Here is a 13546-nt window from a genome sequence, read left to right on the forward strand (position 1 = left end):
GGGTAACTCGGGAAGTTTACCTGACTAACAACTCGCCGTAAGAGGTGCGATCGGCTCACGCGTGGCCGGCGTCCTTCATGCGCCGCAGTTCCTTCTTGAGGTCCGCGATCTCGTCCCGCAGCCGCCCGGCCAGCTCGAACTTCAGCTCGGCGGCGGCGTTGCGCATCTGCTCGCTGAGGTCCTCGATCAGATCCACGAGGTCCTCGGCGGGTGCGGCCGCGACACCGTCGCGCAGCAGTTTGGACTCCGCGGCGGCCGCGGCCTGATCCTTGCCCGTGGCCTTGCCTGTGGCCTTGCCCTTACCGCCCTTGACGGGAGCGGTGTGATTGTTGGCGGCGGCGCGCTGGGCCAGCAGGGTGCGGGTGTCCTCGTCCTCGCGTGCCAACTGATCGGTGATGTCCGCGATCCGCTTGCGCAGCGGTTGCGGATCGATCCCGTGTTCCTCGTTGTACGCGACCTGGATCTCCCGGCGGCGGTTGGTCTCCTCGATCGCAACGTTCATGGAATTGGTGATCTTGTCCGCGTACATGTGGACTTCACCCGAGACGTTACGGGCGGCGCGACCGATCGTCTGGATCAGGGACGTGGTGGAACGCAGGAAGCCTTCCTTGTCCGCGTCCAGGATGGCCACGAGGGAGACCTCGGGCAGGTCCAGGCCCTCGCGCAACAGGTTGATGCCCACGAGGACGTCGAACGTGCCCATGCGCAGGTCCCGCAGCAGTTCCACGCGCTTGAGGGTGTCCACGTCCGAGTGCAGGTACTGGACCCGCACACCGTGTTCCATGAGGTACTCGGTGAGGTCCTCCGCCATGCGCTTGGTCAGCGTGGTCACCAGGACGCGTTCGTCGCGTTCCACGCGCAGCTCGATCTGTTCCAGCAGGTCGTCGATCTGGCCCTTGGTGGGTTTGACGATCACCTGGGGGTCCACGAGTCCCGTGGGGCGGATGATCTGCTCCACCACGGAGTCCACCTTGGACATCTCGTACGGCCCCGGGGTCGCGGACATGTACATGGTCTGCCCGATTCGTTCCAGGAACTCGTCCCATTTCAGGGGGCGGTTGTCCATGGCGGACGGCAACCGGAAGCCGTGTTCCACCAGCGTGCGCTTGCGGGACATGTCCCCCTCGTACATGCCACCGATCTGCGGCACGGTCACGTGGGACTCGTCGATGATGAGCAGGAAGTCGTCCGGGAAGTAATCCAGCAGACAGTGGGGAGCGGAACCGCGCGGGCGGCCGTCGATGTGCAGCGAGTAGTTCTCGATCCCGTTGCAGTAGCCCATTTGTTCCATCATCTCGAGGTCGTAGGTGGTGCGCATGCGCAACCGCTGGGCCTCCACGAGCTTGTTCTGCGACTCGAGCTCCTGCAGCCGCTCCTGCAGCTCCTTCTGGATGGACTCGATCGCCGAGGCCATGCGTTCCGCACCGGCCACGTAGTGCGAGGCGGGGAAGACGTACATCTCCTGCTCCTCGTTTACGATCTCCCCCGTGAGCGGGTGCAGCGTGTAGATCGCCTCGATCTCGTCCCCGAAGAACTCGATGCGCACCGCGAGTTCCTCGTACATGGGGATGATCTCCACGGTGTCCCCGCGCACGCGGAACGTCCCGCGGTGGAAGTCCACGTCGTTGCGCACATACTGCATGTTCACGAACTGACGCAGCAGGGTGTCCCTGTCCATCTCCTGGCCCACGGCCAGGGTGACCATTTGCTTGACGTACTCCTCCGGGGTGCCCAGACCGTAGATGCAGGACACGGTGGAGACCACCACGGTGTCGCGGCGGGTCAGCAGGGCATTGGTCGCGGAGTGCCGCAACCGCTCGACCTCCTCGTTGATCGAGGAGTCCTTCTCGATGAAGGTGTCCGTCTGGGGGACGTAGGCCTCCGGCTGGTAGTAGTCGTAGTAGGAGACGAAGTACTCGACGGCGTTGTGGGGCAGCAGTTCGCGCAGCTCGTTGGCCAGCTGGGCGGCCAGGGTCTTGTTCTGCACGAGCAACAGCGTGGGCCGCTGGACGGCCTCGATGAGCCACGCGGCGGTCGCGGACTTACCCGTGCCCGTGGCGCCCATGAGTACCACGTCCTTCTCCCCGCCCTCGATCCGGCGGGACAGGTCCGCGATGGCCTTGGGCTGGTCACCGGCGGGCTGGTACTCGGACACGACCTCGAACGGGGCGACCACACGATTGATCTTCTGTGCGAGCGACATGGACCCAGCGTACGCGCCGACTCAGACACGGATCCGGGCGGCTCGCATCGCTCCGGAACTGCTCACAGGACCCGCGTGCGCCACCACTCGTCCACCTGCGCGAGCAGGTCCTCGACGGTCGTGGAATTGTCGAGGACTGCCGTGGCCACCGCCCGGCGCTGCTCGTCGGTGGCCTGGGTCGCGATCCGGCGGCGGGCGTCCTCCGGGCTCATCCCGCGGTCCTCGACCATCCGCCGCACCCGCTCGTCCTCGGGCGCCTGCACCACGAGCACCTCGTCCATCGTCCCGTACTGACCGGTCTCCACGAGCAGCGGGATGTCGTGGACCACCACTCCCCCCGGCGGCACCTCACTCACGAGCCGCGCGGTCTCGCGCCGCACGAGCGGGTGGATGATCCCGTTCAGGGCCGCGAGCTGCTCGGGGTCGTCGAACACGATGGCCGCGACCGCCGCGCGGTCCAGTGCGCCCGAATCCGGCTGCACGATCCGCTCACCGAAGTGGGCCACCATGGCCTCGTAGCCTGGTTCCCCCGGTTCCTGCAGGGCCCGGGCGATCGCGTCCGCGTCCACGACGAGCGCCCCGAGCTCACTCAACCGCCGCGAGACGGTGGACTTGCCCGAGGCGATCCCGCCCGTCAGCCCGACCCGCAGGGTCTCGGTGTGGCCGGGTCTGCGCAACAGCTCAGTCATGACGGTGTCCTTCCGTGTCCTGGTCCCGGCCCAGTGCCGGGAGCACGTGGTCGCGCCAGATCTCGCGGGAGCGCTCCCGCAGACCGTGGAGGTCACCGTCGTTGACGATCACCTCGTCCGCGACCGCCCGGATCTCCTCCGGCCCGGCGGCCACGTCCACCCGGTCCCACGCGTCCTCGGCGAGCAGGCCCTTACCCGCGCGCAACCTCCGCACCCGGTCCTCCACGGGCGCGTCGACGGCCACGACGAGGTCGAACCGGTCCCCCTGGTCCGCCTCGAGCGGGTCCCGGATCACCTGCACGACCACGCTGTCGGGTCCCGCCTCCCGGGCACGACGCCGCGCCGCCTCCCGCAGCGCGGGGAGCAACAGTTCGTGGGTGCGGGCCCTGGCGGCGTCGTTGTGAGTCATCAGGTCGTCGAGCGCCTCGGCCGCAGCGGCCTTGTCCTGCGAAGAGACCCCCCGGGCGCGCAACTGCTCCCCGAAGACGCGCTCGACGTCCGCGCGCGTGTCCGTGCCCGGGCTCAGGAGCTCGCCCCACAGCGCTGAGCTGTCCACGACGACGGCGCCCAGCGCCTCGAACTCGCGGGCCACGGTGTGCTTGCCCGCCGACGGCCCACCGGTGAGCGCGAGCTGGAACACCGGCCGGCCCTCCTGCTCCCGCTGCCAGTGCCACGTGCGGGGCTGATGGGTGTCGTGATCGGGTTCGGTGCCCACCTCGTACTCGGGACGGATGACGTAGTCCTCGATCGCGGCGGTGTCCTGCTGCGCCCTGCGGTGGTACTCCTCCGCGGGCAGCACCTTCTTCCACTGCCGCGTGCGCATGGGACGCGCGGTACCGGCGTCCTGGCGTAACGCCCGCAACAGCATCCCGGCCTGCATGACCTCCAGGACCATCACGGGAGCACCGATCACGATGATGACCTCCTGCAGGGCGTTGAGCCCGTTCTCGCCGGAGGTCGTGATGATCGCGGCACACACCGCGCCCACGGCGAGCGTCCAGAAGATCCGCTGCCGGCGCGGGCCTTCGTCCTCGTGGCCATTGGCCATTGCGTCCATCACGAGCGCGCCGGAGTCGATCGAGGTGATGAAGAAGATCGTGATGACCACGAGCGCCACGAGCGCGGTGACCGCGAACCACGGCATGGACCCGAGCAACTGGAACAGCGCGGCCTCCACGTTGCCCTGCGTGACGATGGTGTCCGTGAGACTGCCCTGCGTCTCGGGAGCGCGGTCGATGCGGATCGCGCTGTATCCGTAGATGGCCATCCACACCGCCACGAACGACGACGGGACGCCGAGCACCCCCACCACGAACTGGCGGATCGTGCGCCCGCGCGAGATCTTGGCCACGAACATCCCCACGAACGGCGCCCATGTGACGGTCCAGGCCCAGTAGAACACCGTCCAGTCACCGGACCACGTGCCGCCGCCGAACGTGTCGTTGAAGAACGCGAGCGTGGGCAACTGGTTCACGTAGCCACCCACGGACTCCACGATGCTGCGCATCGTGTCCATGGTGGCCCCGGCCATGAGCACGAACAGCAACAGGGCCACGGCCAGGACGATGTTCGCGTACGACAGTCGCTTGACGCCCTTCTCCATGCCCGCGAGCACGGACGCCAGGCCCACCGCCGTGATCAGCGCGATGATGGCCGCCTGGATCCACCCCTCCATCGGGATGCCGTAGACGTATGTGAGGCCGCTGTTGATCTGCAGCGCCCCGAGCCCCACGGACACCGCGAGCCCGAACACGGTCGCGACGATCGAGAGCACGTCGATCGCTTTTCCCCACGGGCCGTGGATCCCGTCCCCGAGCACCGGGTGGAACGCGGACGAGACGCGCGGGGGCAGTTTGCGCTTGTACGTGAAGTACCCGAACGTCAGACCGGGGACGGCGAGGATCGCCCACATGTGCACGCCGAAGTGGAAGTTGGCGATGTTCAGGGCCTCCACTGCGGCGCGGTCCGAGGCGGGTTCGGTGCCGTACATGGGTGGGTTCGCGTAGTGGTTGACGGGTTCGGCCACACCCCAGAACATCAGCACGGCGCCCACGCCCGCCGCGAAGAGCATCCCGAACCACGCGATCCCGGAGTACTCCGGGACGGAATCGTCGTCGCCGATCTTCACGCGACCGTAGCGGCTCAGTGCCAGACCGATCGCGAAGATCACGAGAGCGGTCACGCTGAAGGTGTAGAACCATCCCGTCTGGTAGCGCAACGCATGGGAGACCACGCCGAAGACCGATTGCACGGGCCCCGGGAACAGACTCATGGCGAGCGTGAAGACAACGATCAGCGCGGCCGAGACGAAGAAGATGGACGGGGTCGTGCGCAACCCCAGTCGGTCGTGAAGACGATTGAGCACAGGTCAGCTTTCCGATGGGAGGCGGTGGCACGTGGCCGCGTCGGCGCGGCAGGTCTCACTGTAGTGGCCCTCCCGTGCTCAGCGGGCGCCCCGGGACCGTCCCGGCCCCCCGCGCGACCACGAGCCCCCGGATCGGCGCGTCCCTACACTGGTGGTGTGCCCGCCGAATCCCTCTCCCACGACGCCGCGGACTCGCGCGTGTCCTACACCGTCCCGCGCCGGGGCATCGTGCACAGCGTGGAGCTCGAGATTAAGAAGTCCCGGTTCCTGGCACTACTCACCCGCGTGGACACGGAAGCGGAAGCCCGCGAGTTCATCACCCGTGTGGCCGCCGAACACCGGGACGCCCGTCACCACTGCTCGGCGTTCGTGCTCGGACCCACGCGCGCCACGACGCGCTCGTCCGACGACGGCGAACCGGCGGGTACCGCGGGCATGCCCATGCTGCAGGCGCTGACCGCGCACGCCACGACCCGGCAACGCACCGCGGACGAGGCCGGTGACCTCTCGGACGTGTGTGCCGTGGTCGTGCGGTGGTTCGGCGGGGTCAAGCTCGGGGCCGGCGGGCTCGTGCGCGCCTACTCCGGTGCCGTGGCCGCCGCGCTGGACACCGCCCCGCTCGTGCGCAGGATGCGCTGCCGCGAACTGACCCTGCTGCTCCCCTACGCCGAGGCCGGCCGCGTGGAGTCCCAGATGCGCGCTCGCGGGTTCACGGTCCTGCCCACCGGTTACGGCTCCGCGGACGCGACCCTGCGCCTGCTCGTGGCGGACCTCCCCGGCGCCATCGACGATGCCCGGGCAGCCCTTGCGAGTATCACCGCGGGCCACGCGAGCGTCCACGAGGGACCCGCCCGGTGGGAGGACGTCCCGGACATGTGAAAGGTCCCGCTCCCCGTGACGGGGAGCGGGACCTCTCGGATTCACCTCACGGCGAGCTCACGGGCCGCCGCGTGCGACTCAGTGACCGGTAAGCTTCTCGCGCAGAGCGGCGAGGGCCTCGTCGGACGCGAGCGTCCCGGCGTCCTCGGCCGGAGCCTCGGAAGAGTAGCTCGTGGGGCCGGAGGAGTGGCTCGGGGAGGACGAGGAGGACGAAGTGGTCGCCGCATCCTGGTCTTCCTGCAGGTGCTTGCGCACCTGCTCCTTGTGCGCCTCCCAGCGGGCCTGGGCCTGAGCGTACTGCTCCTCCCACGCGGCGCGCTGTTCCTCATAACCCTCGATCCACTCGTTGGTCTCGGGATCGAAGCCCTCGGGGTACTTGTAGTTGCCCTGCTCGTCGTACTCGGCGGCCATGCCGTACTGGGCGGGATCGAACTCGGTGGAGTCCGGGTCCACACCCTCGTTGGCCTGCTTGAGGGACAACGAGATCCGGCGGCGGTCCAGGTCGATGTCGATGACCTTGACGAACAGCTCCTCGTTCACGGAGACGACCTGCTCGGCCATGTCCACGTGACGCTGAGCCAGCTCGGAGATGTGCACGAGGCCCTCGATGCCGTCCTCGACGCGAACGAACGCACCGAAGGGAACCAGCTTGGTGACCTTGCCGGGGACGACCTGGCCCAGGGCGTGGGTGCGGGCGAACAGCTGCCACGGATCTTCCTGGGTGGCCTTGAGCGAGAGCGACACACGCTCGCGATCCATGTCCACGTCCAGCACCTCGACGGTGACTTCCTGACCGACCTCGACGACCTCGGAGGGGTGGTCGATGTGCTTCCAGGACAGCTCGGAGACGTGCACCAGACCGTCAACACCGCCGAGGTCCACGAACGCACCGAAGTTGACGATCGAGGACACGGTGCCCGTGCGGACCTGGCCCTTCTGCAGCTGCTGCAGGAAGTTGGCGCGCACCTCGGACTGGGTCTGCTCGAGCCACGCACGGCGGGAGAGCACCACGTTGTTGCGGTTCTTGTCCAGCTCGATGATCTTGGCCTCGAGCTGCTGACCGATGTACGGAGCGAGGTCGCGGACGCGGCGCATCTCCACGAGGGAGGCGGGCAGGAAGCCACGCAGGCCGATGTCCAGGATGAGGCCGCCCTTGACGACCTCGATAACGGTGCCGGTGACGACGCCGTCCTCGTCCTTGACCTTCTCGATGTCGCCCCAGGCGCGCTCGTACTGAGCGCGCTTCTTGGAGAGGATCAGGCGACCTTCCTTGTCCTCCTTGGTGAGGACCAGAGCCTCCACCTCGTCACCCACAGCCACGACGTCATCGGGGTTGATGTCGTGCTTGATGGACAACTCACGAGAGGGGATGACACCTTCGGTCTTGTACCCGATGTCCAGGAGGACCTCGTCGCGGTCGACCTTGACGACGGTGCCTTCCACGAGGTCGCCGTCGTTGAAGTACTTGATGGTCGCGTCGACAGCGGCGAGGAAATCCTCTTCGGTTCCGATGTCGTTGACGGCGACCTGCTGGGTGGTGGTGGTCATGTAGTAGGGACTCCGATGAAATTGATGTGATGGTTTGGTGTCGCCGACCCCGCCCTGTGGGGCGCACCGGATTGGCGACGTCACGCTTGATGTGGGCGTGCGAATACACGCACCACTCCAGTCTAGGCCCGAAACCGTGCCGGTTCAAGCCTGGAGGGTGCGTCGGCGCGCTGCGCGAGCCGCGCTCAGAACGGGGAGATGCAGTACGGGTGGGTGGGCGTGGACATGAGCGCCTGGATGTCCCGCAGGGCGGCGTCGTCGCGCACGCGCAGCAGGCCCGCGTAGTGCAGCGTGGACGCCTTGACCGCCCCAAGGTACAGCGAGCCGAGCGAATCGACGTTCAGGGCGACGTCCGCGCCGTCGGGCAGTTCCACGGCGGGCATGGACTTCCCCGCGAGATCGTCCTGTGTGCGCGGGCGGTCCGCTACGCGTTCCACGCGGGGGGCATCACCGGTGGTGTCGATCTCGTAGATTCCGTCCGCGAAGCCCATGGAGTCCACGACCGACATCCTGACCTTGCGGTGGGACGTGTAGTGCCGGGCGGACAGGGCTGCCACCGGGTCCAGGACGCGCAACCACAGTCGCTCGTAGCGCTTGCGCACGGTGTAGGCGGACATGTCCACCATGCCCCACATGAGCGGGTCCTCCATCTGGGCGCTGTTGTAGCGCACCTCCGTGACGAGGTCCAGGTTGCACAGGTACTCCCACAGGGCGATGCGCACCTGCGAGCTCGGGGACACGAGGTCCACGACCTTCAGGTATCCCTGGAACCCCTGGGTGGAGACGAACTTGTAGCTCACGTAGCCGTCCGCCTCACCCCGGGCGTCGTAGTGCACCGCGGTGCGGATCTCAGGATCCGCGCCCTCCTGGTCCCAGTTCCACCGACCGGAGATAATGTCCCACCACTTCTGAGTGCGCGTGAGGGAGCCCGCCGTCACGCAGTGGAAGCGATCGAAAATGCTCGGCGCCAGCTCGGCCACGGCGTGGTTGTCGGCCATTTCCACCGTGCCCACGGTCGGGGCCTTCAACTGCAACCGCGTGTGCGCGTCCACCGTGATCTCGGTGTTGAACGTGCCCGCACCGAAACCGAAGCGACCGTAGATCGTGGCCTCGGAGGCGGTAAGCGCCGCGATCGGGAACCCCGCCTCGTGGGCCTCGGTCAGGTCGGTGGTCATGAGCCGGCGCAACAGTCCTCGCCGGGCATGGGTTGGGCGCACCGTGACCTCAGAGACCAACCATGCGGGCACGCTGCTCCCTTCCCCGAGCGTCAGCTCCGAGTCCCACGAGCAGAACGTGGCCACGGGTCGCTCGGCCCCCAGCGCGGCTGTGGGCACGGGGTCCGCGGTGTATGCGGCGCGGAAGCGGGTGCCAGCGGCGCGCATCGATCGCAGGTTGCGCTCGGTGGCCTCCTGCCCCGGTTCACGGCCGTGGAACCCCTGGGCGACCGCCCGGTTCCACTCCACGAACTCGGGGTTCGCGTCCGTGCCACCCTCGTTCGCGAGAAAGCGGCGCAGGACGTAGTCGTTCCCGCGGGCGCTGTACTCGCTCTCGCGGGTCTGCTCGTGCCGGGGTGTCGCGTTCATGATGCTCCTCGTCGTGACTCGGGCGGTTCGGGTGTGCCGTGGCCCGCCGCGCGGTGGCGGGTGTCGTGCTGGGTGCGCGGCCTGCTGCGGCGTCGAGCGGCGGGCTGAGTGGTCCGTGCGCTCAGGCGGTCAGTGGGCGGCCTGGTGCCATGTCCGCCCCGTGCCCACGTTGACGTCCAGGGGCACGGTCAGTTCCGCGGCCCCGGCCATCTCGGTGCGCAGGATCTCCTCGACCCGCTCCGTCTCCCCCGGGGCGACCTCCACGATGAGTTCGTCGTGGACCTGCAGCAGCACCCGCGAGCGCAGGTCGTCCTCGCGCAGGGCCCGGTCCACGCCGATCATGGCCTTCTTGATGATGTCCGCGGCGGAGCCCTGGATGGGTGCGTTCAGGGCCATGCGCTCGGCGGCCTGGCGGGCCTGGCGGTTGTCGCTCGTGAGGTCCGGGAGGTAGCGGCGTCGCCCGTCGATCGTTTCGGTGTAGCCCTTGGAACGGGCTTCCTCGACGACGCCGCGCAGGAAGTCCCGCACGCCGCCGAAGCGTTCGAAGTAGCCGCTCATCATGGTGCGGGCCTCGTCCACGCCGATGTTCAGCTGCTGGGACAGGCCGTAGGAGCTCAGCCCGTAGACGAGGCCGTAGCTCATGGCCTTGACCTTGGAACGCATCTGAGGGGTGACGTCCTCCGGGGCCACGTCGAACACGCGCGAGCCCACGAACCGGTGCAGGTCCTCCCCGCCGCGGAACGCCTCGATCAGGCCCTCGTCCCCGGACAGGTGGGCCATGATCCGCATCTCGATCTGGGAGTAGTCCGCGGTCATGAGGCATTCGAACGGGCCCTGGGAGTCCTCCCCCACCACGAACACGTCGCGGATGCGCTGGCCCTGCTCGGTGCGCACGGGGATGTTCTGCAGGTTGGGACCCGTGGAGGACAGCCGTCCGGTGGCCGCCACGGTCTGCTGGTACGTGGTGTGGATGCGCCCGTCCTCGGCGATCGCGTCCCGCAATCCGGCCACGATCTGCTTGAGCTTGGAGTACTCGCGCCAGTTCATGAGCGCCACGAGGAACCGCGAACCCTGGGTCTCGGGGTCCACGCGTCCGAGCAGGTCCGCGACCGCCGCGGCGTCCGTGGTGTACCCGGTCTTGGTCTTCTTGGTCTTGGGCAGGCCGAGTTCCTCGAACATCACGGCCTGCAGTTGCTTGGTGGAACCCAGGTTGATCTCGTGGTCGATCTGCGCCTGCGCCTGCTCGAAGGCCTGGTCGATCGGTTGCTGGAGGTCGTCGAACAACGGGTCGATACCTGGGCGGTCCATCGCGATCCCCGTGGCCTCCATCCGGGCGAGGATCACGGCGAGGGGCATCTCCAGATCCGTGAGCAGCCCCAGTTGGCCGTCGGCCTCGAGCAGCCCGCGCAGGTGTTCGCTCAACTGCCGGCACGCGGAACCGAGCGTGGCCTGGCGACGCAGTTCGGCGTCGCTCACACCGGCCAGCTCGTCCTGTTCGTCCGACGCGTCCAGCGCGAGTTCGGTCTGTCCGTTTTTCTCCGACGCCGCGGACTCGTCCGCGCGGGGCACCTCCACCTCCAGGTGGTGGCTCAGTTGGGCGTCCAGCTCGTAGGAACGCAGCGCGGGCCGCACGAGGTAGCCGGAGAGCTGGACGTCGTCCACGACACCGGCGAGCTCGATCCCGCGCTGGATCAGACCGTGGTACAGGTCCTTGAGGCCATCCACGATCTTGGGCGCCACCGGATCTGCGAGCCATTCCTCGACGGCGATGGTCAGCTCCTGGTCCGCGGTCACGAGGTCCACGGCGGCACCGCGCTGGTTCATGAGCATGAGGGTGGTCACCTCCGCGCCGGAGGGTGGCTTGGGGTCGTGCGCCAAGCGGCGGACGACGATGGGCACGTCCTTCTCCCCCGCGTCCAGCCAATCGCTGAACTCCTGGGCGGTGCGCACCCGGGTGACGTCGGTGACCTCGGGAACCGTGGCGGCGGCGTCGTCGGAAGCGTGGGAACCGAAGGCCTCGAGCAGACGCCCGCGCAACTGGGCACCGAACTCGAGCTCGTCGAAGACCACGCCGACCCGCTCGGGATCGGCCTCGGGCAGTACCGCGTGATCCAGGTTCACGTCGAGGGGCAGGTCCGTGACCAGGCGGTTGAGTTTGCGGTTGCGCCGCACGAGGTCCTCGTGCTCGCGCAGGGCCTCGCCCTTCTTGCCGGTGATCCGGTCCGCGTGCTCGAGCAGCGATTCCACGGGACCGTAGGACGTGATCCACTTGGCCGCGAAGCCGGGACCCACGCCCGGTACACCCGGTAGGTTGTCCGCGGTCTCCCCCGTCAGCGCGGCGAGATCCGGGTAGTTCTGCGGGGCGACCTTGTACTTCTCGAAGACCGCCTGCGCGTCCATGCGGCGCAGGTCCGACGGCGTGCGGCCCGGGTAGACCACCGTCACGTGGTCCGTGATCATCTGGAACGCGTCCCGGTCACCCGAGAACACGAGCACCTCGAAGTCCTCGGCGGCGGCCGTGGTGGCGAGCGTGGCCAGGACATCGTCCGCCTCGTGGCCCTCGCTCGTGACGATCGGAATGCCAACAGCCTCGAGGATGCGTCGGATGTTGGGGACCTGTCCGTGGAACTCCTCCGGGGTCTCGTCCCGGCCGCCCTTGTACTCCCCGTACTCCTGGGAGCGCAGGGTAGGGCCCTCGAGGTCGAAGGAGACGACCAGGTGGGTGGGCTTCTCCTCGCGCACGAGCTTGACCATGGTGTTCACGAATCCGTAGACGCCCTCGGTGTGGACGCCGTCGGACGTCACGAAACCGGGGCCCCCACCGTACTCGGCAGCGCGGGAGAGCGCGAAGAATGCGCGGAACGCCAGGGAGTGGCCGTCGATCAGTAGCAAGCGCTTCTCGGGCCGGGACACCGGAACGGGCAGCGAGACCTCCTGCGGGTGCTCGGTCTTCTCACCGATCACCACGGTGCGGGTCTCAGGGGCGTCCTGGCTGGCCTGCTTGCTCGTCTCAGTCACGGCTCCATCCTAGGGCCACCCCCCGACAGGCCCCGGCGGAACACGGGCTCGGGCGCGGGACGCCGCACGGCCAGGGACAGCTTCGGGCGCGTTCCGCGTGCGGCCCGGGACGAGCTGGGCCCCGGGGGCGTCAGGCCACCTGGCTGATGATCGCCTCGGCCACCTCGCGCATCGACAGCCTGCGATCCATGGACGTCTTCTGGATCCAGCGGAACGCCTCGGGCTCGGACAGACCCATCTTGGTCTGCAGCAGCGATTTGGCGCGTTCCACGAGCTTGCGCGTGGCGAACTGTTCCTTCATGTCCGCGACCTCGCTCTCGAGGGCCGTGATCTCCTCGAAACGAGACATCGCGATCTCGATCGCGGGCACCACGTCGTCCACGGTGAACGGCTTGACCACGTACGCCATGGCGCCGGCCTCCCGCGCACGCTCCACGAGCTCGCGCTGGCTGAACGCGGTGAGCAGTACCACGGGCGCGATCCGGTCCTGCGCGATCTGCTCTGCGGCGGTGATCCCGTCCATCACGGGCATCTTCACGTCCATGAGCACGAGGTCCGGGCGGTGCTCGGAGGCCAGGGCGACGGCGCGCTCCCCGTTCTCCGCCTGCGCCACCACGCGGTACCCGGCGTCCTCGAGCATCTCGACGATGTCCATGCGGATCAGCGCCTCGTCCTCCGCGACGACGACCGTCTTGGCTTCGGAACCCTGCGCCTCGGAACGGGCGGCGTGGTCCTGGGCGGGCGCGGCGTCGACGTGGGTCGTCTCGGCGCGGGCGGTGTCGGGCTGCGCGACGCCAGGGTCTGCGGCGCCCGACCGTTGTGCCCCGGGCGCAGTGGGCTCCGGGGTGTTCGACGAATCCGTCACAGGGACTCCTAGGTTTGGGGATAACTTGGTCGTGTCGACACGGCATCCAACCACGAGTGCCGCGAACGCGCCTCATGGGACACAGCACACCCCCGGGCGCGGAAGGGGCGGACCGGTCTCCAGCCTAGACCCATCATGTATGCTGTTATCCGCACCGGCGGCGGTGGCCCGCACTACGGTCCCCTTCCCGGACATGCCCAAGTGGCGGAATTGGCAGACGCGCTGCACTCAAAATGCAGTATGGAGACATGTGTGGGTTCGAGTCCCACCTTGGGCACGACAACTCGCTCCGTCGGAGCACCTTTGGAACGGCCTCGCACCCGCGGGGCCGTTTTTCGTGGCCGAACACAGGGCGAATGCACGGGGGTCGTGGGTCTTCCCGCATCTGTGGTCGGG

General features: G+C 68.1%; 8 protein-coding genes and 1 tRNA gene. 2 read left to right on the forward strand and 7 right to left on the reverse strand.

The features are described from left to right. Positions 1–55 precede the first annotated feature (55 nt). The 3 genes from uvrB to J1M36_RS01945 all read right to left on the reverse strand — a co-directional run bounded on the left by uvrB (position 56) and on the right by J1M36_RS01945 (position 5257). Complete coding sequence (uvrB, locus tag J1M36_RS01935) at positions 56–2203, reverse strand: excinuclease ABC subunit UvrB (protein ID WP_144996595.1); 2148 nt, start codon at positions 2201–2203, stop codon at positions 56–58. A gap of 62 nt (positions 2204–2265) precedes the next feature. Further along, positions 2266–2892: a dephospho-CoA kinase gene (gene coaE / locus J1M36_RS01940; RefSeq protein ID WP_206478530.1), complete on the reverse strand. Its 627-nt coding sequence runs from the start codon at positions 2890–2892 to the stop codon at positions 2266–2268. Then, a complete protein-coding gene (locus J1M36_RS01945; protein WP_206478531.1) occupies positions 2885–5257 on the reverse strand; it encodes a dephospho-CoA kinase in 2373 nt (790 codons plus the stop codon). Before J1M36_RS01945 ends, coaE begins: the two co-directional genes overlap by 8 nt. 156 nt (positions 5258–5413) lie before the next feature. Here J1M36_RS01945 and J1M36_RS12970 point away from each other — a divergent pair, with 156 nt between their 5' ends. Further along, positions 5414–6136 (forward strand): YigZ family protein, encoded by a 723-nt coding sequence (locus J1M36_RS12970; protein ID WP_286738176.1) that lies wholly within the window; start codon positions 5414–5416, stop codon positions 6134–6136. 78 nt (positions 6137–6214) lie between these two features. On the opposite strand, the gene rpsA is transcribed toward J1M36_RS12970, so the two are convergent. The 4 genes from rpsA to J1M36_RS01970 all read right to left on the reverse strand — a co-directional run bounded on the left by rpsA (position 6215) and on the right by J1M36_RS01970 (position 13150). Next, a complete protein-coding gene (gene rpsA, locus J1M36_RS01955) occupies positions 6215–7684 on the reverse strand; it encodes a 30S ribosomal protein S1 (protein ID WP_035962088.1) in 1470 nt (489 codons plus the stop codon). 185 nt (positions 7685–7869) lie between these two features. Further along, a complete protein-coding gene (locus J1M36_RS01960) occupies positions 7870–9267 on the reverse strand; it encodes a GNAT family N-acetyltransferase (protein ID WP_206478532.1) in 1398 nt (465 codons plus the stop codon). A 129-nt stretch (positions 9268–9396) separates the two neighbouring features. Further along, complete coding sequence (gene polA / locus J1M36_RS01965; protein WP_206478533.1) at positions 9397–12285, reverse strand: DNA polymerase I; 2889 nt, start codon at positions 12283–12285, stop codon at positions 9397–9399. A gap of 130 nt (positions 12286–12415) precedes the next feature. Further along, positions 12416–13150: a response regulator gene (locus J1M36_RS01970; protein WP_312797210.1), complete on the reverse strand. Its 735-nt coding sequence runs from the start codon at positions 13148–13150 to the stop codon at positions 12416–12418. A 195-nt stretch (positions 13151–13345) separates the two neighbouring features. On the opposite strand from J1M36_RS01970, the gene J1M36_RS01975 reads away from it, so the two are divergent. Further along, a tRNA-Leu gene (locus J1M36_RS01975) sits at positions 13346–13427 on the forward strand. The last annotated feature ends 119 nt before the right edge of the window (positions 13428–13546 follow it).

This window comes from Kocuria sp. KRD140 (assembly GCF_017168375.1).
GTDB classification, from domain to species: Bacteria; Actinomycetota; Actinomycetes; order Actinomycetales; family Micrococcaceae; genus Kocuria; species Kocuria marina.